The 21881-nt window shown below is 47.0% G+C and carries 24 protein-coding genes; 23 read left to right on the top strand and 1 reads right to left on the bottom strand.

Annotation, left to right across the window (positions count from 1 at the left end; genetic code table 11):
- Positions 1–310: 310 nt before the first annotated feature.
- From nifH to ULO1_RS05685, 16 genes are all read left to right on the top strand, one after another.
- Positions 311–1132 (top strand): nitrogenase iron protein, encoded by an 822-nt coding sequence (gene nifH / locus ULO1_RS05760; protein ID WP_078665332.1) that lies wholly within the window; start codon positions 311–313, stop codon positions 1130–1132.
- A 22-nt stretch (positions 1133–1154) separates the two neighbouring features.
- The gene (gene nifD, locus ULO1_RS05755; protein WP_079933137.1) at positions 1155–2741 is read left to right on the top strand and encodes a nitrogenase molybdenum-iron protein alpha chain; all 1587 of its coding nucleotides are present in this window, start codon (positions 1155–1157) and stop codon (positions 2739–2741) included.
- Positions 2742–2757: 16 nt separating this feature from the next.
- The gene (nifK, locus tag ULO1_RS05750) at positions 2758–4110 is read left to right on the top strand and encodes a nitrogenase molybdenum-iron protein subunit beta (RefSeq protein ID WP_079907809.1); all 1353 of its coding nucleotides are present in this window, start codon (positions 2758–2760) and stop codon (positions 4108–4110) included.
- A 30-nt stretch (positions 4111–4140) separates the two neighbouring features.
- On the top strand, positions 4141–5532 hold the full coding sequence (nifE, locus tag ULO1_RS05745; RefSeq protein WP_078665329.1) for a nitrogenase iron-molybdenum cofactor biosynthesis protein NifE: 1392 nt from the start codon (positions 4141–4143) through the stop codon (positions 5530–5532).
- Complete coding sequence (locus ULO1_RS05740) at positions 5525–6880, top strand: nitrogenase component 1 (RefSeq protein WP_159446835.1); 1356 nt, start codon at positions 5525–5527, stop codon at positions 6878–6880. Before nifE ends, ULO1_RS05740 begins: the two co-directional genes overlap by 8 nt.
- A complete protein-coding gene (locus tag ULO1_RS05735; protein WP_078665327.1) occupies positions 6874–7191 on the top strand; it encodes a P-II family nitrogen regulator in 318 nt (105 codons plus the stop codon). The genes ULO1_RS05740 and ULO1_RS05735 overlap by 7 nt, the downstream gene beginning before the upstream one ends.
- Before the next feature lie 16 nt (positions 7192–7207).
- The gene (locus ULO1_RS05730; RefSeq protein ID WP_078665326.1) at positions 7208–7582 is read left to right on the top strand and encodes a P-II family nitrogen regulator; all 375 of its coding nucleotides are present in this window, start codon (positions 7208–7210) and stop codon (positions 7580–7582) included.
- Positions 7583–7656: 74 nt separating this feature from the next.
- Complete coding sequence (locus ULO1_RS05725) at positions 7657–8508, top strand: radical SAM protein (RefSeq protein WP_079907806.1); 852 nt, start codon at positions 7657–7659, stop codon at positions 8506–8508.
- Positions 8477–8818 carry a NifB/NifX family molybdenum-iron cluster-binding protein gene (locus ULO1_RS05720; RefSeq protein WP_159446834.1) on the top strand — a complete coding sequence of 114 codons (342 nt, stop codon included), beginning with the start codon at positions 8477–8479 and terminating at the stop codon, positions 8816–8818. Before ULO1_RS05725 ends, ULO1_RS05720 begins: the two co-directional genes overlap by 32 nt.
- Before the next feature lie 2 nt (positions 8819–8820).
- Positions 8821–9594 (top strand): molybdate ABC transporter substrate-binding protein, encoded by a 774-nt coding sequence (gene modA / locus ULO1_RS05715; RefSeq protein ID WP_159446833.1) that lies wholly within the window; start codon positions 8821–8823, stop codon positions 9592–9594.
- 1 nt (position 9595) lies between these two features.
- Positions 9596–10315: a molybdate ABC transporter permease subunit gene (modB, locus tag ULO1_RS05710; protein WP_079906401.1), complete on the top strand. Its 720-nt coding sequence runs from the start codon at positions 9596–9598 to the stop codon at positions 10313–10315.
- The gene (locus ULO1_RS05705; RefSeq protein ID WP_079906402.1) at positions 10263–10907 is read left to right on the top strand and encodes an ATP-binding cassette domain-containing protein; all 645 of its coding nucleotides are present in this window, start codon (positions 10263–10265) and stop codon (positions 10905–10907) included. Before modB ends, ULO1_RS05705 begins: the two co-directional genes overlap by 53 nt.
- Positions 10904–11719 (top strand): hypothetical protein, encoded by an 816-nt coding sequence (locus ULO1_RS05700; RefSeq protein WP_079906403.1) that lies wholly within the window; start codon positions 10904–10906, stop codon positions 11717–11719. The genes ULO1_RS05705 and ULO1_RS05700 overlap by 4 nt, the downstream gene beginning before the upstream one ends.
- Positions 11720–11825: 106 nt before the next feature.
- Positions 11826–12923 (top strand): glutamine amidotransferase family protein, encoded by a 1098-nt coding sequence (locus tag ULO1_RS05695; protein WP_078665319.1) that lies wholly within the window; start codon positions 11826–11828, stop codon positions 12921–12923.
- Complete coding sequence (locus tag ULO1_RS05690) at positions 12923–14422, top strand: glutamate synthase-related protein (protein WP_079933133.1); 1500 nt, start codon at positions 12923–12925, stop codon at positions 14420–14422. Before ULO1_RS05695 ends, ULO1_RS05690 begins: the two co-directional genes overlap by 1 nt.
- A gap of 14 nt (positions 14423–14436) precedes the next feature.
- Positions 14437–15174, top strand: coding sequence for a hypothetical protein (locus ULO1_RS05685; protein ID WP_079906405.1), 738 nt, complete (start codon positions 14437–14439; stop codon positions 15172–15174).
- Between the two features lie 44 nt (positions 15175–15218).
- Here ULO1_RS05685 and ULO1_RS05680 read toward each other — a convergent pair whose 3' ends face one another.
- Positions 15219–15593, bottom strand: coding sequence for a hypothetical protein (locus tag ULO1_RS05680; RefSeq protein WP_079906406.1), 375 nt, complete (start codon positions 15591–15593; stop codon positions 15219–15221).
- Between the two features lie 209 nt (positions 15594–15802).
- Here ULO1_RS05680 and lpdA point away from each other — a divergent pair, with 209 nt between their 5' ends.
- The 7 genes from lpdA to ULO1_RS05645 all read left to right on the top strand — a co-directional run bounded on the left by lpdA (position 15803) and on the right by ULO1_RS05645 (position 21863).
- On the top strand, positions 15803–17182 hold the full coding sequence (gene lpdA / locus ULO1_RS05675; RefSeq protein ID WP_079933132.1) for a dihydrolipoyl dehydrogenase: 1380 nt from the start codon (positions 15803–15805) through the stop codon (positions 17180–17182).
- A gap of 98 nt (positions 17183–17280) precedes the next feature.
- A complete protein-coding gene (locus ULO1_RS05670) occupies positions 17281–17553 on the top strand; it encodes a CopG family ribbon-helix-helix protein (RefSeq protein ID WP_278307548.1) in 273 nt (90 codons plus the stop codon).
- Between the two features lie 2 nt (positions 17554–17555).
- The gene (locus ULO1_RS05665) at positions 17556–17906 is read left to right on the top strand and encodes a type II toxin-antitoxin system PemK/MazF family toxin (protein WP_078665312.1); all 351 of its coding nucleotides are present in this window, start codon (positions 17556–17558) and stop codon (positions 17904–17906) included.
- 74 nt (positions 17907–17980) lie between these two features.
- Entirely contained in the window at positions 17981–18556 is a 576-nt protein-coding gene (locus ULO1_RS05660; protein WP_078665311.1) for an ANTAR domain-containing response regulator, read from the top strand.
- 205 nt (positions 18557–18761) lie between these two features.
- Complete coding sequence (gene glnA, locus ULO1_RS05655) at positions 18762–20090, top strand: type I glutamate--ammonia ligase (protein ID WP_078665310.1); 1329 nt, start codon at positions 18762–18764, stop codon at positions 20088–20090.
- Between the two features lie 122 nt (positions 20091–20212).
- The gene (locus tag ULO1_RS05650) at positions 20213–21148 is read left to right on the top strand and encodes a hypothetical protein (protein WP_078665309.1); all 936 of its coding nucleotides are present in this window, start codon (positions 20213–20215) and stop codon (positions 21146–21148) included.
- Between the two features lie 13 nt (positions 21149–21161).
- On the top strand, positions 21162–21863 hold the full coding sequence (locus ULO1_RS05645) for a gamma-glutamyl-gamma-aminobutyrate hydrolase family protein (protein ID WP_078665308.1): 702 nt from the start codon (positions 21162–21164) through the stop codon (positions 21861–21863).
- Positions 21864–21881: the final 18 nt, after the last annotated feature.

Raw genomic sequence — 21881 nt, 5'->3', positions numbered from 1 at the left:
GTTGTTAAAGGAACTGGCCAAGAAATTGAAGGAAAAGTATACAGTATAAATTTGTTTAAACTGTTGTCAACAATAACAACCTGTTGTATTATAGCATTGTAAAATTCAGTACGACGAAGTACTCCAAGGCGATGGGGCTTTTCAGAAGGTGGGATTCTGAAAAGCCTTTTTTGCATTAACAAATGAAAATAGGGTGCAGGGAAGTGCCTACTGTGGCAACGGAGTCATTCGCGAAGCAATTGCGAATGACTCCGTTTTTTGTTGGAGAGGAGCGAAGAATTATACTTTAACAATTCAGGAGGCGATATTAATGCGACAAATAGCTATTTATGGAAAAGGCGGGATAGGCAAGTCTACAACCACCCAGAATTTGACGGCAGCTCTGGCGGAAGCAGGAAAAAAGGTAATGATTGTGGGCTGTGACCCCAAAGCTGATTCCACCCGTTTGATTCTACATGGGCTGGCCCAGAGAACGGTACTGGATGTGTTGCGGGAAGAAGGCGAGGGCATGGTAGAGCTGGAAGATATTATGAAACTGGGTTTTGGTGGTATTAAGTGCGTGGAATCCGGTGGACCAGAACCCGGGGTGGGATGTGCCGGTCGGGGTATTATTACTGCCATTAATATGCTGGAGAACCTGGATGCCTATGAACAGGAGCTGGACTACGTTTTCTACGATGTTCTGGGGGATGTGGTTTGCGGAGGTTTCGCCATGCCGATTCGGGAAGGCAAGGCCAAGGAAATCTATATTGTTACCAGTGGGGAAATGATGGCAATGTATGCGGCCAACAACATTTGCAAGGGTATCCGTAAATATGCTCACCAGGGCGGGGTGCGTCTCGGTGGTATTATCTGCAACAGTAGAAAAGTTGAAAACGAAGAGGAAATGATCAGAGCTTTTTGCAAAAAACTGGGAACACAGCTGATTCAGTTTATACCCAGGGACAATATAGTGCAACGGGCTGAGATCAATAAAAAGACTGTGATTGATTATGACCCAACAGCCCCTCAGGCTGATGTGTATCGCAGTCTGGCAAAAAATATCGATGAAAATGACATGTTTGTTATTCCTACTCCTCTACATCAGGATGAGCTGGAGAAATTGCTGATTGAATACGGGTTACTGGATTAACAAACTGAGAAGGGGTGGAACTATGGCTATAGAAAAAGCAAGGCACAAGCAGATCCTTGAAAAGATGTTAGAATATTATCCGTCTAAAATTGCCAAGGAAAGAAAACAACATATGGTGGTAATTGACCCGGCTGCTCCTGACCAGCACATTCTGGCGGATGTTTCCACTATTCCTGGCATTATGACCAACCGGGGCTGTACTTATGCCGGCTGTAAAGGAGTGGTGATGGGACCGATCAAAAACGTTTTGCATATAACCCATGGCCCGATTGGTTGCGGTTTCTATACCTGGAACACGAGAAGACATTTTGCCACTCCCGAAGAAGGTTATGATTATTTCAATCACTATTGCCTCTCCACTGATATGCAGGAAAAGGACATTGTTTTCGGTGGAGAAAAGAAGCTCTATCAGGCGATAAAGGAAGCTTATGAAATCTTTAAACCTAAATACATCGGGATTTATGCTACTTGCCCTGTGGGCTTAATCGGAGATGATATTCATTCCGTAGCAAAAAAGGCCGAAGAGGAACTGGGGGTGAAAGTGCTGGCTTTCAGCTGTGAAGGGTACAAAGGCGTAAGCCAGTCAGCAGGCCACCATATTGCCAATAACGGAGTGATTACCAGGGTTGTAGGGACTCAGGAACTGGAAAATCCAACTCCATTTGATATTAATATCTTCGGTGAATATAACATCGGGGGTGATGTCTGGGTCATTAAGCCCTTGCTGGAGCGAATCGGCTACCGGGTAGTCAGCGTGTTTACCGGTGATGCCAAATACGAGGACCTGGCCAGAGCTCATCAGGCTAAACTATCTATCCTGATGTGTCACCGTTCCATCAATTATTCCAACCAGATGATGGAGCAAAAATATGGAGTGCCCTGGTTGAAAGTTAACTACATCGGTATTGAAGCAACCATTAGATCTTTAAGGGAAATGGCCAGGTTTTTTGATGATCCACAATTAACCGCTAATACGGAAAAAGTGATAGCCGAGGAACTGGCGGCCATTCAGCCGCAACTGGAATACTACCGGCAACGGCTAAAAGGCAAAAAGGTTATGATTTTTACCGGTGGTTCCCGTTCTCATCATTATCAGGAGCTTTGCGCTGATTTAGGGATGGAAGTTATTATGGCGGGCTACCAGTTTGCCCACCGGGATGATTATGAGGGTAGAAAAATCATTCCTGAAATCAAACCCCATCCCTATCATAAAACCATTGATGATTATACCTTTAAGCTGCAACCAGGCCATAAACCCCCTTTTGATGAACAGTTTATTGAGCGCAAAAAACATGAACTACCTGACCACCTGATGAATTACGAAGGCATGATGGTGCACATGAAAGAAGGGGCCTTTGTAATAGATGATCTTAACCACTATGAAACTGAGTTTCTAATTAAAGAAATTAAACCTGATCTGTTTTTGTCCGGGATTAAGGACCGGTATGTGACCCAGAAAATGGGCATACCTTCCCGCCAGCTCCATTCTTACGACTATAGCGGGCCCTATACTGGCTTTCAAGGAGCAATCCAATTTGCCCGGGATATGGATATGGCTATTAACAATCCCCTGTGGAAACAAATTACTCCACCCTGGGCAAGTATGTAAACAGGAGGGGAAAAAGATGAAGGCAGTCAATTACGCTGTTGAGCGGGAAGCATTAGTCGTTAATCCCGTTAAAACCTGTCAACCCATTGGAGCCGTTTATGCGGCTCTGGGGATTCATGGCTGTATGCCTCACAGCCACGGATCCCAGGGTTGTGCCTCTTATCTGCGCATGCATTTATCCAGGCATTTTCGGGAACCGGCCCTCTGTACAACCAGCTCCTTTTCTGAAGGCCAGGTGGTCTTTGGGGGAAGTGCCAACTTAAAGCAGGGTATTAAAAACCTGGTTAAGATATATCGACCGCAGGTAGTGGCTGTGCACACTACCTGTTCAGCGGAAACCATTGGGGATGATGTTCCTGGAATTATTGCCGAGCTGAAGAAAACAGGGGAAGTACCGGAAGATTTGATTATCTTCAGTGCCAGTACGCCCAGTTATGTAGGCAGTCATATCACTGGTTTTGCCAATATGATCAAAGCAGCGGTAGAAGCCCTGGCCACACCAGGCGAAAAAAACTCCAGAATCAATTTGCTTCCAGGCTTTGTGAACCCGGGGGATGTGCGGGAAATAAAGCGCATCTTGAGCTTGATGGACATTGACGCTATTGTCTTGCCTGATGTGTCCGGTGTGCTGGATGCGCCCATGACTGGAGAATTAAAGCTTTATCAGGACGGTGGCACCCGGACCGAAGACATTAAAGATATGGCCAATGCTCAGGTTACCATTGCCCTGGGAGAAGAAGCCAATCTCTTAGCTGGAGAGTATCTGGAAGAAAAATTTAAAGTGCCCTTAGAAGTGCTACCTGTGCCGATTGGGGTTGAAAATACAGACCTATTCTTGATGACCCTGGCCAAATATACAGGAAAACCAATTCCGCCTGAATTGGAAGAGGAAAGAGGACGGTTGATGGATATGTTACTGGATGCCCATGCTCACTGGTATGGTAAACGGGTGGCTATCTATGGAGATCCCGACCTTACCCTGGCGCTGGTGGGTATGGCCAAAACCCTGGGCCTGATTCCAGCCTATGTAGTAACCGGAACCAGGAGTGACAGCTGGCAACGGCAGGTTGAGGCCCTGACTCCTGAAGCCAGGGTTGCAAATGGAGCGGATTTATTTACTTTGCATGGCTGGATTAAGGAAGAAAAGGTAGATTTACTGCTGGGCAATACCTACGGAAAATTTATCGCCCGGGAAGAAAAAATACCTCTGGTTCGCGTTGGTTTTCCTGTCCTGGATCGGGCTAATTTGCAGCATTTTCCTCTAGTTGGTTACCGGGGAATGGCCTGGCTGGCCGAGCGTATTGGCAATACCCTGCTTGATTGGAAAGATATGTTTATTGAAAAACACAGATTGGAGCTGGTTCAGTAAGGTTTTTATTCCGGAAAGGAGGGAAAGATTATGGCATTAAACTGTAAAAATATCCTGCTGCCTGACCGGGAAAAACAAATCTGCTACCAGCGTAAGGATAAGGAAGCAGATGTTGTTTGTGATGTAAATTCCCTGGCAGGGGCTTTAAGTCAGAGAGGGTGTGTCTATTGTGGCGCCAGAGTGGTATTAAACCCAATTACTGATGCGGCTCATCTGGTTCACGGGCCAATAGGCTGTGCTGCTTACACCTGGGATATTCGTGGCAGTCTAACCTCCGGACCGGATTTGTATCGTAACAGTTTTTCCACCGATATGCAGGAAAAAGATGTGATTTTCGGCGGGGAAGCCAAATTGGCAGGGGCTTTGCGCGGAATAATTCGCGATTACCGGCCACAGGCAGTATTTGTTTATGCTACTTGTATTGCCGGAATCATTGGCGATGATTTGCAGGCCGTCTGCAAGCAAATTCAAGCTGAAACAGGAATTCGTGTTATTCCGGTGCAGTCAGAAGGATTTATGGGCAACAAATCAGCAGGGTACCGGGCAGCCTGTGACGCCTTATTGAAACTGATCGGCACCCACCCTGCTCCTCCCCCTGTTTCACCCTTAAGTATCAACATTTTAGGAGAGTTTAATCTTGCCGGAGAACTCTGGGTGATCAAAAACTATCTTGAGGCTCTGGGAATAGAGGTGGTTAGCACACTCACTGGAGATGGCCGGGTAGATGAGATTGCCCGCGCTCATACGGCGAAATTAAATGTGGTTCAGTGTGCCGGATCAATGACCTACCTTGCCAGGAAAATGAAAGAAAAATACGGTATTCCTTATCTTCAAGTAAGTTTTGCCGGGTTGCAGGATACAGAACAAGCGTTGATGGATATTGCTCAGTTTTTCGCCAGCCAGGATGAGGAAATCGTATATCGTGCCCGTCGTTTTTGCATAAAACAAAGAGATTTAATCACCTGGGAATTACAACAATACAAGCAGATGCTTAAAGGCAAAAAAGCAGCAGTTTATATGGGAGGAGCATTTAAAACCATCTCTTTAATTAAAATGTTCCGGGATCTGGGAATGGAAGTTGTTATCGCTGGTTCTCAGACGGGGAAAGCTGAGGAATACAAGCAAATTCAGCGTGAGCTTGGAGACACAGGAGTAATAATTGATGATGCTGGAGCCCTGGAGCTATCCGCTTTTTTAGCTGAATTTCAGCCTGATGTCCTTGTTGGAGGTGTTAAAGAACGACCTCTGGCCTATAAGGCGGGTAAGGGGTTTGTGGATTTTAACCATGAACGGAAGAAAAGTTTTGCCGGCTATGAGGGTATGCTCAATTTTGCCCGTGAAGTTGCAGCAACTGTGCTCAGCCCGGTCTGGTCCCAGCTGGTAACTGCTGCCCGGATGACAAGGAGTGATGTCTATGGCTGAGCATGAGTACAAAGCTGTAGTCAATCCTTGCAAACTGTGTATGCCTTTGGGAGCGGTACTAGCGTTAAAAGGGGTGGAAGCTACTGTTATCCTCCTGCATGGCTCCCAGGGCTGTGCTACTTATATGAGACGCTTTTTAGGCGGACATTTTAATGAACCGGTAGATATAGCTTCCACGGCGTTAACAGAAAAAGACGCCATTTATGGCGGAGGAAGCAATTTGGAGAGAGCTTTTGCCAATATTCTGCGTCAATATCAATCGGTACAGATGATTGGCATTCCTACTACCTGTCTGGCGGAAACTATCGGTGATGATGTAGAACTAATGGTTGAGAAGCTGAAAAAGGAAGGAAAGACAGCCAGCGTGGAGGTAGTACCTGTTTCTACCCCCAGTTATGCTGGTACTCATCTGGAAGGTTATTATACAGCGATCTACCAGATAGCCAAACATTTAGTTAAGCCCCCGCAACAAAAAAACTGTTATGATCTTAACTTGATCCCGAGCATAATTTCACCGGCCGATATCCGCTATCTCAAGCGCTTGCTGGCAACCATTGAAGTAGAAGCTGTTTTCTTTCCTGATTACTCTGAGACTCTGGATGGGGGAGCTACTATCTCTTATCCTCTTATTCCAGAGGGAGGTACCCCTTTAACTCAAATCCGAAGATTGGCTCAGGCCCGTTATACCATACAAATGGGATTAAGCTCTTCAAAAATGGAAACTGTGGGAGATTATTTATTAAAGGAATTTGCTGTTCCTTTGGAACGAATACCCTTGCCTGTCGGGCTCAAAGGAACCGATCGTCTTGTGGGTCAACTGCTTAGATTGAAAGGCTTGCAATCCTTGCCGGCGGAAATCGAAAAAGAAAGAAATCGCCTGCTGGACGCTATGGTGGATGCCCACAAAGTTCTCTTCGGCAAACGCCCGGCTATTTATGGAGATGCTGATCTGGTTGAGGCCCTAACTGGCTTTGCCCTGGAACTGGGAATGCAGCCGGCTGTTTTAAGTATTGGCGGTGATAATCCTGAGACTGTCCAGCGCTTGGAACAACTTACCCGAAATTTAACCAGGCGACCTGTAATTTTAAACCGGGCTGATTTTACCGAAATCAGACAGGCAGTTAGACAAAGTAAAGCTGATTTATTGATTGGAGGCTCGGATGGGGAATATATCGAACGGACAGAGGGAATACCCCTGGTTCGGACTGGTTTCCCGGTGGATGACCGATTTGGCAGTCAGCGTCAGTTGATTGTAGGTTATGAAGGAGCAATGCGGTTACTGGATTTGTGGGCCAACGCTTATCTGGAACTTGAACAAAAAAAGTTAAGGAGGGAAACAAAATGTTAATGATCAGGGCGATTATCCGGCCGGAAAGAGAAAAACAAACAGTGGAAGCACTGGCAAATGCCGGTTTTATTTCCTTGACCAAAATGTATGTTTTTGGGCGGGGCAGGCAAAAAGGAATTCAAGTGGGACCAATTGTTTATGACGAGCTTCCTAAAGTTCAATTAATGCTGGTTGTTCAGGATGAAGAAGCAGATAAAGCAGTTAAGATTATTGAAAATACGGCTCGAACCGGCAATATCGGTGATGGTAAAATTTTTGTTTCGCCCGTAGAGGAAGTTTATACTATCAGAACCGGCAGCAAAGGCTTATAGCGGGGAGGGAGAAATTATGAAAGAAGTGATGGCTATTCTCCGCCGCTCTAAAATTCAGGAAACCAAGGCAGCTCTGGATGGTTTGGGGTTTAATGCTTTTCATTTATACAGTGTCAGTGGTCGAGGTAAACAAAAAGGTATTTTAAGTGAAATTGATCCGCCAATGGGAGAAATAATTAGTGAAAGGTATTCCGAGGAGGCGACCTACTCCTTTATTCCCAAACGATTATTGCACATTATAGTTGCTGACGAAGATGTCCAGCAGGTTGTAGACACCATTATCAGAGTCAATCAAACTGGTTATTACGGGGATGGCAAAATCTTTGTCTGTCCTATCAAGGAAGTAGTACGGATTAGGACTTCAGAAAAAGGAAAGGAAGCACTTAAATAGTAAAACGGTGATACTGGAAGGCAAAGGAGCCTCGGTTTTGAGGCTCCTGATTTTTTATAAAGGTGGGAGTAAAGATGTGGTGTGAACAAAAAATAACTGAACATCCTTGCTTAAATAAAGAAGTAGCCGGGAAAAAAGGGCGCGTGCATTTGCCGGTTGCTCCCCGTTGTAATATTAAATGCCGTTATTGTTCGCGGAAATATGATTGTGCCAATGAAAATCGGCCCGGGGTGGCCAGTACTTTGTTAAAACCCTGGCAGGCCATATACAGGCTTAAAGAAATTCTGGAGAAAGACGAACGCATTAGCGTTGTAGGCATAGCTGGACCTGGGGATCCTTTGGCAAATAAAGAAACCTTTGAAACTTTTCGCCTGGTTAATGAACATGCCCCGGGGCTGCTCAAGTGTATAAGTACCAATGGTTTACTGCTACCTGATTATATTGAGGAAATAAAAGCTTTGAGAATCGATAGTTTAACAGTAACTGTTAATGCTGTGGATCCTACCATAGGAAATCAAATCTATGACTGGGTTTTATATAAAGGTCAAATTTTGCGGGGCCTGTCTGGTGCCAGCAAGCTATTATCCAACCAGTTGATGGGAATTGAAGCAGCAGTAAAACATGGGATAGTTGTTAAAGTTAACACAGTTTTAATCCCGGGTATAAATGATCATCACGTGAGCGAAATAGCCCGGGTAATGCGAGACTTAGGGGTATATGTGATGAATATTATGCCATTAATACCTCAGGCGGATTTTGCTCATTTAACCCCTCCTTCTCCGGAAGAATTATTAAGAATCCGCCAGCAAAACAGGGTATTTATACCACAAATGGATCATTGTCGCCAGTGTCGGGCTGATGCTATCGGTTTACTGGGAGAGGAGGAGTCCAATTATGATCAAAAAATTTGCTGTGGCCAGCAGTGATGGAAAAGTTATCAATCAACACTTTGGCAGAGCGGGAAAGTTTTATATTTTTGAGGTTGTGGATGAGGGGTATAAATTAGTGGATATACGAGCCAATCGGCCACCCTGTCCCGTATCAGCAGGGGATGAATCTCTGATGGATCAAACTATTGAGCTAATTTCCGACTGCCAGCTGGTTCTGGCAGTTCGCATTGGATTAGGAGCTTTAACCAAATTGAAACAAAAGGGAATCAAGGGGATCTGGGCGCTGGGCCCTATGGTTGCTGAAACTTTTGATCATTATCTTGGCCAATGCGAAAAGGATGGGTAGTTATGAGAAGCTGGATTATTATTTTCCTTTTCCTGCTTATCACAATAGGCGGTTGGAGCAGGTTAGTCAAACCTGATGCTGTTGAATCGCCAGTTATAGTGGTAGCGGCTGCCAGCAGTTTAAGAGAACCCCTGGATGAAGTGGCAACAAAATATGAACAAAAAAACAAAAACATTAAGATAAAAATTGTCTATGGCGGTTCAGAGACCTTAAAAGAGCAAATATTGCATGGAGCGCAAATAGATCTTTTTCTTTCAGCCGGGATAGAACCTGTTCAGGATTTGTATAGCCAAAAAAAGGTTGCTGAAATTTTTGATTTTTTAAGGAATGAACTGGTTTTAGTTACAACTAAAGATAATAACATGATTAAAGATTTTAATGATTTGAAACAATCAGAGGTAAAACTGATTAGTATAGCTTTACCTTCTTCAGCGCCTGTGGGGAAATATGGTCTGGAGGTACTAGAAGCTCTAGGGCTGTGGGAAAAGGTTGATGAAAAAATAGTTTTTGCAAAAGACGCCAGCCAGGTTGCTTTGTTTGTGGCAACAGGTAATGCTGACGCAGGTTTAGTATATCGAACGGATGTGTATAAATTTAACAACCTAAAGGTTACTGCTATTGCGAACAAGAAACTACACAGTCCAATCGTTTACCAAATGGCTATATTAAATGAAGCAACAAATCTACGAGAGACGCGAGAATTTGCTCGATTTCTGTTACAAAGGGAAAGTCAAGCAATTTTTACGAAATATGGTTTTAAGAAAGGGATGGACTAAGATGAATACTATTGATTGGAGTCCGTTGTTATTATCTTTAAAAATTGCCCTTCTGGCAGTAGGAATAAATTTGTTGCTGACAATACCATTGGCCTGGATAATGAGTAAAAGAAAAATTTATTTAAAACAAATCTGGGAAAGCATCTTTATTTTACCGCTGGTTTTACCTCCTTCCGTAGTAGGCTTTGGGCTGTTGTTACTGGGCCATTGGCTAAAAGAAGTGCTGAATATCCAGATAGTATTTACCTGGTTAGGTGCATTCCTGGCAGCGACGATAGTTGCTTTTCCCATTATTTATCAGAGTATGCGCTATAGTTTTGACGCTATTGATGAACAGCTGGAAATGGCAGCCAGGAGTTTGGGGGCAGGAGAATGGCGAGTTTTTTGGACTATTACTTTACCCCTTGCCTGGCCAGGGATTGTTTCGGGACTGATTATGGGTTTAGCCAGAGCACTGGGGGAGTTTGGGGCCACATTAATGATTGCTGGCAATATTCCAGGACAAACCCAAACCCTTGCTACAGCAGTATATTATGCAGTGGAGGAAGGGAACTGGCAGAAAGCTGGTATACTGGTTAGCATTTTAGTATTAATTTGTTTCTGTTTAATTTATAGTTTAAATTCATGGATCCCATTGATTAAAAAACAATACAGGATGGAGGATAAGGATGTTGCAGGCCAATTTTTACAAAAAAATGCCTATGTACGATTTGAACGTTAACTTTCAAATCACTAATGAGGTTTTGGTCATTTATGGTCCTTCTGGTGCAGGTAAGAGTACGATTTTGCACTGTATCGCTGGTATTGTTACCCCGGAGAAAGGTTTAATTAAGTTTGGAGAAAAGATTTTTTATTCTCATAAACAAGGGTTGCAGTTACCGGTGAGAAAACGGGGGATCGGGTTTGTTTTTCAAGAGTTTGCCCTTTTTCCTCATCTATCGGTGAAAGAAAATATCCTGTACGGTATGAGGCGGAAAGGAAAAACCACGGTGGATTTCGATGAAATAATTGATATCTTAAGAATCAGACCTTTGTTAACTAGTTACCCGGGCAGCATATCAGGGGGAGAAAAGCAAAGAGTGGCACTGGCACGGGCTTTAGTCTCGGCTCCTGATTTATTGTTAATGGATGAACCAATGTCAGCACTGGATTGGGATTTAAGAAAAACTATACAACGGGAATTGAAACAAATGCAAAAACGCTGGCAGATTCCTATGATTGTAGTTACTCACGACCTGCAGGAAGGGGAATATCTGGCTGATAAAATGCTTCTGCTGGAAAAAGGCCAACAAATCTGGGGGCGGTTAGCATGACACTGAAGATTATTGATACTACCTTGAGAGATGGGGAACAGGCAGCAGGTGTAGTTTTTGGGATTGAAGATAAAATATTGATAGCCAGATGGCTGGATGCGATAGGTGTAGATTTTATTGAGGCAGGGATTCCGGCAATGGGGGAAATTGAACAGCGCTCATTGAAAAAATTAGCAGAAATAAATTTAAAGGCCAAACTCATTACCTGGAACCGGGCCAGAAAATGTGATATCTTGCAATCTATACAATGTGGTTTTAAATTGATACACATTTCTGTCCCTGCCTCGGATATTCAGATTCGTTATAAATTACAAAAAGATCGCCACTGGGTATTAGGTCAGTTGCGGGAAGTATTGTCTTTTGCCAGACAACAGGGATGCCAGTTTAGTGTCGGTGCTGAAGATGCTTCACGCGCCGACCTGTTTTTTTTAACCCAATTAGCCCAGGAAGCAGAAAAACTTGGGGCTACCAGGTTAAGAGTGGCCGATACTGTAGGCATCTTAGACCCTTTTCGAACTTTTGAAATGATCCATTTTTTAAGAGGAAAAGTTTCTATACCCATTGAGTTTCACGGCCACAATGATTTTGGTCTGGCAACAGCCAACGCTTTAGCCGCATACAAAGCCGGCGCATTATGGATTAACACAACGGCTGGCGGTTTAGGAGAAAGGGCTGGGAATACAAGTCTGGGCCAATTTCTACGGGTACTGGTTGAAATTAATAAGGAACATTTGGAAATTGACTGGCAGACAGTCAACCATCTAGAAAACTATGTTATAGAAAAAGCCAAAAAATGTCTGGCAGCCTGTTAGAAATATATACTGTATTCATACATTGCGTTCATAGACATAAACTTTCCTTCAATGTTATAATAAAACCTATCATTTTTATAATTTGTACAATAGGTAGGTGAGAAGCATGCTGGGAATTAGACCACGCATTCCATCAGGCTGTGCTATCAGTGGGATCATGAGCCGGAAAGGCCGGCGCATGAACGGAGAGGCAATAATCCAATCCATTGCCCTGATGCATGATCGCTCCAACGGACTGGGCGGCGGCTTTGCAGCCTACGGCATTTATCCGCAATATAAGGACCATTATGCTTTCCATATGATGTATCACTCAGAAACAGCGAAAATCAATACCGAAATGTATATTCGGGAATATTTTTTCATTGATGGTTCGGAACCTCTTCCCACCCGGCCTTTGCCCCAAATCGGGGAAAGCCCGATTTTGTGGCGTTATTTTCTGCGGGTGCGGCCAGAGGCGCTGAATGTTAACGGCTTCCTGAAAGATGAGAGGGATTTTGTAGTAGATGTGGTTATGTATATCAATAACCAGATCGACGGTGCCTTTGTGGCTTCTTCCGGCAAAAACATGGGAGCATTCAAGGGGGTCGGCTACCCGGAAGATATCGGCCGCTTCTACCGGCTGGAAGAATATGAAGCCTATCTCTGGACTGCCCATGGCCGTTTCCCCACCAATACTCCCGGCTGGTGGGGTGGGGCCCATCCCTTTTGCCTGCTGGACTGGTCGGTAGTTCATAATGGGGAAATCACCAGCTATGGCATTAATAAACGTTATCTGGAGATGTTTGGCTATAAATGCAATTTACAAACCGATACAGAAGTAGTAACATATATCTTCGACCTGATGGTGAGAAGACAGAAACTGCCATTTGCCATTGCGGCCAAAGCGGTGGCACCTGAATTCTGGCATAAAATTGACCGCTTGCCAGCGGATGAAAAAGAGCTGATTACAGCTATCCGTCAGGTCTATGGTTCGGCTCTTCTTAACGGCCCCTTCAGCATTATTCTGGGCCACAGCCGGGGCATGCTGGGACTGTCTGACCGCATTAAACTCCGGCCCATGGTAGCGGCAGAAAAGGATGATCTGTTCTTCCTGGCCAGTGAGGAAAGTGCTATTCGGGAAATTTGCCCGGCTCCCGATCGGGTCTGGGCCCCCAGAGGTGGCGAACCGGTACTGGTAGAACTGGAAGAGGGGGTAGAGGTCTGATGAAAAGCATTGCAGCAGAATTTCGGGTAGTTATCGAACATGACCGCTGCCGCCGCTGTCAACGCTGTGTCAGGGAATGTTCCTTCGGGGCCCTGTCCTGGCAGGACCGGGTGGTAGCCAAACACCGGGACTGCGTGGCCTGTCGCCGTTGTATGTTCGTCTGTCCGGAGGATTGTATTTATATTACACAAAACCCGGCGGTTTTCAAGGAGAATGCCCACTGGCAACCCCGGGTAATCAATAATGTGAAAAAACAGGCGGCTACGGGCGCCAAGCTGCTGACTGCCACAGGCAATGACAAGCCCTGGAAAAACTATTTTGATCACATTGCCTTAGATGCCTGTCAGGTAACCAATCCTTCCCTGGACCCCTTGCGGGAACCCATGGAATTGCGCACTTATCTGGGTTCTCGCCCCGATGGCATCAAGGTGGTGGAAGGGCCTGGTGGTTACCGGCTGGCAGAGCCGCTGCCGCCGCAGATCAAGCTGGAAACACCTCTGGTATTTGCCGCTATGTCCTTTGGTGCCATTAGCCTGAATGCCCACCGGGCCCTGGCCAAAGCGGCAGCGGCAGCCGGGATCCTTTATAATACCGGGGAGGGCGGATTGCATCCTGAGTTGTATCAGTATGGGCAGAATACTATTGTGCAGGTGGCTTCCGGGCGTTTTGGCGTTACCCCGGAATATCTCAACCAGGCTGCCATGGTGGAAATCAAGGTGGGTCAGGGGGCCAAGCCCGGTATTGGCGGCCATTTACCCGGGGAGAAAGTGGATGGGGAAGTCTCCCGCACCCGTATGATTCCAGTGGGTTCAGATGCCATCTCACCGGCCCCTCACCATGATATCTACTCCATTGAGGACCTGGCCCAGCTGATTACTGCCATCAAAGAGGCTACCAATTACAGCAAACCGGTAGCGGTAAAAATCGCCGCTGTGCACAATGTAGCTGCTATCGCCAGCGGCATAGCCCGGTCTGGAGCCGATGTTATCACTATCGATGGCTTTCGGGGCGGTACCGGGGCCACGCCAGCCATGATTCGGGATCATGTCGGCATCCCTATTGAACTGGCTCTGGCTGCTGTTGATGATCGTTTGCGCCAGGAAGGAATCCGCAACCGGGTCAGCATTATCGCCGGGGGGGGTATTCGCCACAGTGCCGATGTGGTCAAGGCCCTGGCATTAGGGGCTGATGCCGTCATGATCGGTACTGCGGCCTTGATTGCTCTGGGCTGTACCATGTGCCAGAAATGCTATTCCGGTCGTTGTGCCTGGGGTATTGCTACCCAGGACCCCAACCTGACCAGACGGCTGGATCCGGAGTGGGGAGCGGAACAGCTGACCAATCTGATTCGGGGCTGGTCCCTGGAAATTAAGGAAATACTGGGGGCCATGGGGGTCAATGCCGTAGAAAGCCTGCGGGGCAGTCGGGAACGGCTGCGGGCTGTGGGCCTGACTGCGGAAGAAATGGAGATTCTGGGCTTAAAACATGCCGGCCGCTAAGGGGGGGACAGGGAATGCAGAAACTGAATGGGAAAGGAATGCACTATAAAGACTTGAACCAGTGGCTAAAAGCCCAGGTAGCGGCAGGAGAACGGGAATTTTTGCTGGAAAATATCAATGGTCAGCGCTATCTTGGGACCGGTATCAGTGCTGATATAACCATCACCGTCCAGGGAACCCCGGGGTCTGATCTGGGGGCGTTTCTGGATGGTCCTACCATCATCGTCCACGGCAATGGCCAGGATGCCATCGGCAACACCATGAATGCGGGTAAAATTGTCATCCATGGTCAGGCCGGGGATGTTCTCGGCTATGCCATGCGGGGAGGCAAACTTTTCATCCGCGGCAGTGTGGGCTACCGGGTAGGTATCCACATGAAGGAATACCAGCAGCAACGGCCGGTAATGGTGATCGGCGGTAGTGCCGGCGACTTCCTGGGTGAATACATGGCCGGGGGTATACTGGTGGTACTGGGACTGGACCGGCAGCCTAACCAGCCTCTGGTAGGGGAACTGGTTGGTACAGGCATGCACGGTGGTGTCATCTATCTGCGGGGAGAAGTGGATCCTGCTCAACTGGGCAAAGAGTGCAGCATTTTTCCAGCTGATACTGAAGACCTGCAATTATTGCGGGCTATTCTAGCTGAGTACTGTCAGGACTTCAGCCTGGAGCTGGATGCTATCATGGGAGAGCAGTTTTTCAAACTCCGTCCAGTTTCTACCCGGCCTTACGGGCAGTTATATGTAGGATAAGGAAAAATCAAGAAGGAGGGCGCTAAAGTGCCCTCCTTTTTACATTATACCAGGCTTAGTTTGACCAGATCTTTAAACAAAACAGTATTAGCACCAATCATAACCCCTAAGGCAGTTTCGCCAAAGGTATTGACAATGACATCTTCATCATTGGGAACTTTAACTCTGATTTCATAATCGGTAACGGTGACTAACAAAGCTACAGTCGAGCTGTTTGACTTATTAGGGTTAAGAGTAACATTAATATCTGTGCCGATTTGGGTGGGACTGCCTGTGGTCCAGTCAAAAACCTGGATAGTTATTTGTCGCTGATCATCAGGGTCCAGGTTCACGGAATTGATGCGGACCTGAGTAGTGGAGGCATCTTTTCTAACTACCCCGGTTGATAAGGTGAGGTAATTATGTCCTTCATTAGTCATTTTCCTTATTCCTCCTTGTTTTCCCTTTATATCTGTATTAATTTATGTTGTTGTCAGAACAAGTGGGCTGGTTAATTTGTCTAATTTTTACCTATTTGGTGGCACTTGGGCCATAGCAATAAACAATATGAGGATAGCATTTGTCAGTATTTTCAGGTACAATAATAGAGGTGGTCCACCATAGGAAGACAAGACAGGGAGGTAACAGTATGCATTACGACATTGTCATTTTAGGCGGTGGTCCTGGTGGGTATGTAGCTGCTATCCGGGCGGCTCAGTGGGGAGCCAGGGTAGCAGTGGTGGAAAAAGAAGAACTGGGAGGTACCTGTCTGAACCGGGGCTGTATTCCCACCAAAGTGTTTACTGCGGCGGCAGGGCGGATGGCCCAGTTAAAGGAAGCAGCTGATTGGGGACTCGAGACCGGGCCGGTCCAGATCCAATGGGAAAAGATTTTAAATCGTAAAAATCAGGTGGTAGCACGGCTGGTAAAGGGAATTCACTTCCTGTTCAAAAAGAATAAAATTACCCTGGTAAAAGGAACTGGACGTTTAACGGGAACTAACCAGGTCACGGTAAATACACCAGAAGGAGAAGAGCTGGTACTGACAGGACAAAACATCATACTGGCTACAGGTTCCGAACCGGCACTGATTACAGACCTGGGTTATGATGGCCAGCGGGTAATCACCAGTAATGAGGCTTTGAATCTGATGGAGATTCCCAGGCGCCTGACGATTATCGGTGGCGGTGTTATCGGCTGTGAATTTGCCTCGATTTTCCGGGAAATGGGCAATGAAGTTACGGTAATCGAAGCTATGAAATCCATTCTGCCCACAGTGGATCCGGAAATCAGCCGTCAACTGGGAGTTATCTTCCGTAAAGCTGGCATCAGTGTCAAAGCCGGGGTTAAAGTGGAACAGGTGGAAAAGGGGGAGGAAATTACTCTTACTTTGTCCAACGGGGAAAAAGTAGCGGCTGACCTGGTTTTGATTTCGATTGGTCGTCAGCTCAATACCAGAGGTATTGGCCTGGAGAATTTAGGAGTAGCTTTGGGAGAAAGAGGAGAGGTGCTGGTAGACGAATATGGACGTACCAGCGTGCCGGGTATATATGCTATCGGGGATATTACCGGCAAACTGCAGCTGGCCCATGTAGCCAGTTATCAGGGCCTGGTAGCAGTAGCCCATATCCTGGGCAAGGAACTGCCGCCCCTCAAAGTGGAAGAGGTTCCAGCCTGTATTTTTACCCGACCGGAAATTGCTACGGTGGGTTTGACTGCCCTGGAAGCAGAAGCCAGAGGATATAAAGTTAAAACTGCCAAATTTCCCTTTATGGCTATTGGTAAAGCCCAGGCCATGGGGGAAACTGAGGGATTTGTCAAAATCGTTATTGAGGCGGAAAGCGGGGAAATTCTGGGCTGGCATATTATAGGGCCCCACGCCAGCGACCTGATCGCTGAGGGAACTCTGGCCCTGGTCAACCGTTTGGGACTTGCGGGGATTACCCGCACAGTTCATGCTCACCCCACCCTGGCGGAAGCTATGCTGGAGGCAGCAGAGGCAGCCCATGACCTGGCCATCCATATTTAGTGTATAGGGTCTGCCAATATTGACAATACTATGGTAGGCGTATATAATAAAGCATGGTCTCTTGATATACGGTATGAACCTAACAGGGGGTGTGGAGCTTGGCTGAATCCAGAAGGGTGATGATCAGCCTGCCCGATCAATTGCTGGCTGAGGTGGATGGTCTGGCTTCAGCGGAAAAACTGAACCGCAGCCAGTTATTTCGTGAAGCTGTCCAGCACTATATAGCAGAACGAAAAAAACGGCAGATCAGGGAGCAAATGATCCGCGGCTATATGGAAATGGCCCCGATTAACCTGTCTCTGGCTAACGAGTATATGGGCCTGGAGGTCGATGGAACCCTTCCCCTGTGGCAAGCGGCAGAGGGGGAATAAGTATGCGGATTCGCCGCGGTGATATCTTTTACGCAGAGCTTAGCCCGGTGGTGGGCTCAGAACAGGGCGGAACTCGACCAGTTCTGGTCCTGCAAAATGATATTGGCAACCAGCATAGTCCCACCACCATAGTGGCGGCCATTACTTCCCAGATCAGTAAAGCCAAACTCCCCACCCATGTGGAGATTAAAGCTAAAATCAGCGGTCTGGAAAAGGATTCTGTGATATTGCTGGAACAGATTCGCACCATCGATAAAAGCCGGCTGAGGGAGAAAGTTAGTACTCTGGATGAGGAGATCATGGAAAAAGTTAACCGGGCTATTGCTATCAGCCTGGGGTTGGAAGAAATATAGCAGGAGAGAAAGCCTGCCCTGTTCAGGGGCAGGCTTTTCTGCTAAAATAAAGGAGTGGAGAGGAGGAAAGAACGGTGCAGTTGCGCACAGTGGTAGCTGAAAAAGATGGCAGAACCAGAAATAAAATCAAGGAAATTTTAAGCCGGGCTGGCTTTATTGTTATTGGGGAGGCCAGTGACAGTGCCACGGCTTTGACCCTGGCCCGGGCTACTCAGCCAGATCTGGTGGTACTGGCTACCAATTTGCCTGGCTTGCCTTATTTGGAACTGGTGCGCATTCTGGACCAGGAACGGCTGGCCCCTGTACTGGTACTGGCCAATTATTCTCAAGCAGAGGAGCTGCGAACAATAGTACAGACCAGCTGGGCTGTCTCCTATTTATTGAAGCCGGTAAATGAACTGAATTTGCTGCCGGCAGTGGACCTGGCTCTGGCCCGCTTTCGTCAGAGTCAGGAGCTGATCCGGGAGATTCAGTCTTTAAAAGACGACCTGGAAACCCGTAAATTGCTGGATCAGGCTAAGGCCATGCTGATTAAGTACCGTCAGATGACAGAGGAACAGGCTTATCGCTATATTCAAAAACTGGCTATGGACAAACGTCAAACCAAGGCAGAAGTAGCCAGAGCTATAATTCTGGCTTTTGCTGAATAATCCTGTATACATTTTTAAACCTCTTGTCAACATTTACCCTGCATGTTATACTGATAATGTAATTAAATACTGGGCAAGATACAAAGGGGTATCTTGGTTAGGGCAATGGCGCCTTTGGGTTCACCGGCAATATTATGTTGGTGTGTCCTGAAGGCGTTTTGTATTTTTTGTATATTTATTATAGTAAAGGAAGGTGTGTGGAAAAATGGCATTAACCAAAGAAGATGTACTGCGTTTGGCCCAGGAAAACAATGTGAAGTTTGTCCGCCTGCAATTTGTGGACATTCTGGGCACTGTCAAAAATGTGGCTATCACTGTTGAACAGCTGGAAAAGGCCCTGGATGGGGAAATGATGTTTGATGGCTCTTCCATCGAAGGGTTTGTGCGGATTGAAGAATCCGACATGTATTTAAAGCCTGACTATGATACTTTCCTGGTTCTGCCCTGGCGGCCTCAGGATGGTGCAGTGGCCCGCTTGATCTGCGATGTATATACTCCTGAAGGCAAGCCCTTTGACGGTTGTCCTCGCGGTACCCTGAAGCGGATGCTGGCTAAAGCCGCTGAACTGGGTTATACCATGAATGTGGGTCCCGAATGTGAATTTTTCCTTTTCCATAAGGATGAAAAGGGCAAACCTACTACTATTACTCATGATGAAGGCGGTTATTTTGACCTGGCTCCTGTTGACATGGGTGAAAATGCCCGCCGGGATATGGTTCTGACCCTGGAAAAAATGGGCTTTGAAATCGAAGCTTCTCACCACGAAGTGGCTGAAGGCCAGCATGAAATTGACTTCAAATACGCTGATGCTTTGCGGACTGCAGACAATATTGTAACTTTCAAGACTGTAGTGCGCACAATCGCTCAAATGCACAATCTGCATGCCACCTTTATGCCGAAACCTGTTTTTGGCATTAACGGTTCCGGTATGCATACCAATGTCTCCCTGTTCAAAAACGGGCAGAATGCTTTCTTCGATCCCAATGGGGAGTACCAGCTGAGCAAGGATGCTATGTACTTTATCGGTGGTATTGTTAAGCATGCCCGTTCCATTGCGGCCATCACCAACCCGCTGGTCAACTCCTACAAGCGGCTGGTGCCGGGCTATGAGGCCCCTGTCTATGTAGCCTGGTCTCCCAAAAACCGCAGTCCGCTCATTCGGATTCCGGCCAAACGGGGCATGTCCACCCGGATTGAGCTGAGAAACCCAGACCCGGCCTGCAACCCCTACCTGGCTCTGACTGTGATTCTGGCTGCTGGTCTGGATGGTATTCTCAACAAGATTGAGCCTCCGGCTCCTACTAATCGCAATATCTACGATATGACCGAGGAAGAAAGAATTGCTGAAGGTATTGCCAGCCTGCCCGGCTCCTTGCAAGAAGCGCTGGAAGAAATGAAAAAGAGCGAGCTGGTCCGGGAAGCTCTGGGTGAACACATTTTCAGCAAGTATGTGGAAGCCAAAACTGCTGAATGGGATGACTACCGCACCAAGGTTACCCAGTGGGAACTGGACAACTATCTGGCTCGTTACTAAAAACTAAAAACAGAAAGGCCTTTGCCAGTCCGGCAAAGGCTTTTTTGATTGTTACGGCAGGAATTAATTGAAGAAGAGCGAATATTTAGTAAATAGTAAAGGTTTTAGGGGGGATGGAGCCTATGGCCCAGTGTCAAGGGGAGGAACTGCAATTAAAACAAAAAGCAGAGGGAGGGCTGGTTCCGGGGTTAGTTTTGCTGGCCTTATTAAGTCTGGCCGGACACGCAATTTTTTATAGTACCAGTCCAGTTCCTAAAGTGGAGGGTGTGAAGACTCCCGTTTGGACCAAACCGGCCCAGGTGGTTCAGACACAGCCGGTAGTAAAAGAAGATAAGGAAAAAATGGATAGCAAAGTACTGAAATTAGAGAAAACTATCACGACCCCTGTGGGAAATATTACTATCTCTGAAGTTTCCCTTAATAGCACTGACAATCCCATCTATGGTGAAAAATTCGGGCATGTAGTCAAGGGAACAATCACATTAAAGCCGGAATATACTGAATTAAAGGGTATGGAGTTTGTCTTCTTGAAAGGGCAAGAAGAGGTAACCGGCCATTCCCAGGTGAGCCAGCTGAATAAGACCGGGCCAGGTCAGTACCAGTTTCTCTGGGCAGTAGCTGCTGATGGGAAGACCTTGCCCACGGCTCTAATGTTAAAGCGAATGGAAGTACCTACTGAACAGCAGAAATTTTCCTGGCAGGTGGAATGGCTGGGCTGGATGACTAACAGCAAGGATGATAATGGCAATATCGAATTGAGTGACCAGCAGGCTCAGCCCCAGACCATCGATGGCCAGGTCTGGCAACTGAAAACCATTGACTATGCCACTGGCACGGTGATTCTGGCGGCGAAAACAGAAGGAGCAGAGCTGGAGGTAGTTGCGGCAACGGCCACCAATGATCGGGGTGAGACTATGACCCTGACCCCGAAGCTGGAGGAAGGGCAGCTCATATTGCCCTTAGGCCGTACTGTTTTTACTGATAATGCCCGCAGTATTAAACTGGAACTGGTAATCAACAAAGGCGGTCTGGAAGTGAATGAGAAACTGGAATTTTAAGGAGGGGGCCGCGATGCGCCCGATTATTGGCATTACCTGTAACTTGATTAATAATGGCACAGTCCATTCCCTGAACGTGGATTATGCTCGGGCGGTGGAAGCGGCTGGCGGCATGCCGGTAATTTTGCCGGCAGCCTGTACTGAATGCGCGGGACAGATTTTACACATGCTGGACGGCCTGATTTTAAGTGGCGGAGGTGACCTGGATCCGGCTTTCTTTGATGAGGAACCCGTACCGGGGCTGGGGGAGATTACTCCAGAGCGGGATTTGTTTGAACTGGAACTGACCAAACAGGCCTTGAAGGCAGATCTGGCCATTCTGGCTATCTGCAGGGGTATGCAAGTATTAAATGTAGCCATGGGCGGGACCCTGTATCAGGATATCAATAGCCAGCTGGACAGGGTGTTGAAACACCGCCAGGAAGCACCGCGCTGGTATGCCAGTCATAAAGTTAGTATCAAGAATGGTAGTTTATTGAGTCGGATTTTACAAAGCCGGGAAGTGCGGGTTAACAGCATGCACCATCAGGCGGTGAATAAGGTGGGCTATGGCTTGAAAGTGACTGCCCAGGCCGCTGATGGGGTTATCGAAGGGGTAGAAAGTGAAAACCACAAGTTTGTGCTGGGGGTCCAGTGGCATCCGGAAGCCATGTGGGCCAAAGACCCCCTGCAATTAAAGTTGTTTACCGCGCTGGTGGAAGCGGCGAAAAAGTAAGGGGTGTCCTGCCGGACC

Origin of the sequence: Carboxydocella sp. ULO1, from assembly GCF_002049255.1 — a bacterium.
Lineage (GTDB): Bacteria > Bacillota.
The sequence above is the reverse complement of the archived record's forward strand: the minus strand, read 5'-3'. Positions and strand labels throughout refer to the sequence as shown.

Bases quoted from the DNA above. Each gene is read 5' to 3' on its own strand.
- ULO1_RS05700 (WP_079906403.1), top strand. From the start codon at position 10,904: ATGACACTGAAGATTATTGATACTACCTTGAGAGATGGGGAACAGGCA.
- ULO1_RS05735 (WP_078665327.1), top strand. From the start codon at position 6,874: ATGTTAATGATCAGGGCGATTATCCGGCCGGAAAGAGAAAAACAAACA.
- ULO1_RS05740 (WP_159446835.1), top strand. From the start codon at position 5,525: ATGGCTGAGCATGAGTACAAAGCTGTAGTCAATCCTTGCAAACTGTGT.
- ULO1_RS05730 (WP_078665326.1), top strand. From the start codon at position 7,208: ATGAAAGAAGTGATGGCTATTCTCCGCCGCTCTAAAATTCAGGAAACC.
- ULO1_RS05685 (WP_079906405.1), top strand. From the start codon at position 14,437: ATGCAGAAACTGAATGGGAAAGGAATGCACTATAAAGACTTGAACCAG.
- ULO1_RS05690 (WP_079933133.1), top strand. From the start codon at position 12,923: ATGAAAAGCATTGCAGCAGAATTTCGGGTAGTTATCGAACATGACCGC.
- nifH (WP_078665332.1), top strand. From the start codon at position 311: ATGCGACAAATAGCTATTTATGGAAAAGGCGGGATAGGCAAGTCTACA.
- ULO1_RS05650 (WP_078665309.1), top strand. From the start codon at position 20,213: ATGGCCCAGTGTCAAGGGGAGGAACTGCAATTAAAACAAAAAGCAGAG.
- nifD (WP_079933137.1), top strand. From the start codon at position 1,155: ATGGCTATAGAAAAAGCAAGGCACAAGCAGATCCTTGAAAAGATGTTA.
- nifK (WP_079907809.1), top strand. From the start codon at position 2,758: ATGAAGGCAGTCAATTACGCTGTTGAGCGGGAAGCATTAGTCGTTAAT.
- ULO1_RS05680 (WP_079906406.1), bottom strand. From the start codon at position 15,593: ATGACTAATGAAGGACATAATTACCTCACCTTATCAACCGGGGTAGTT.
- ULO1_RS05720 (WP_159446834.1), top strand. From the start codon at position 8,477: ATGATCAAAAAATTTGCTGTGGCCAGCAGTGATGGAAAAGTTATCAAT.
- glnA (WP_078665310.1), top strand. From the start codon at position 18,762: ATGGCATTAACCAAAGAAGATGTACTGCGTTTGGCCCAGGAAAACAAT.
- ULO1_RS05695 (WP_078665319.1), top strand. From the start codon at position 11,826: ATGCTGGGAATTAGACCACGCATTCCATCAGGCTGTGCTATCAGTGGG.
- ULO1_RS05725 (WP_079907806.1), top strand. From the start codon at position 7,657: ATGTGGTGTGAACAAAAAATAACTGAACATCCTTGCTTAAATAAAGAA.
- modB (WP_079906401.1), top strand. From the start codon at position 9,596: ATGAATACTATTGATTGGAGTCCGTTGTTATTATCTTTAAAAATTGCC.
- modA (WP_159446833.1), top strand. From the start codon at position 8,821: ATGAGAAGCTGGATTATTATTTTCCTTTTCCTGCTTATCACAATAGGC.
- ULO1_RS05645 (WP_078665308.1), top strand. From the start codon at position 21,162: ATGCGCCCGATTATTGGCATTACCTGTAACTTGATTAATAATGGCACA.
- nifE (WP_078665329.1), top strand. From the start codon at position 4,141: ATGGCATTAAACTGTAAAAATATCCTGCTGCCTGACCGGGAAAAACAA.
- ULO1_RS05705 (WP_079906402.1), top strand. From the start codon at position 10,263: ATGTTGCAGGCCAATTTTTACAAAAAAATGCCTATGTACGATTTGAAC.
- lpdA (WP_079933132.1), top strand. From the start codon at position 15,803: ATGCATTACGACATTGTCATTTTAGGCGGTGGTCCTGGTGGGTATGTA.
- ULO1_RS05665 (WP_078665312.1), top strand. From the start codon at position 17,556: ATGCGGATTCGCCGCGGTGATATCTTTTACGCAGAGCTTAGCCCGGTG.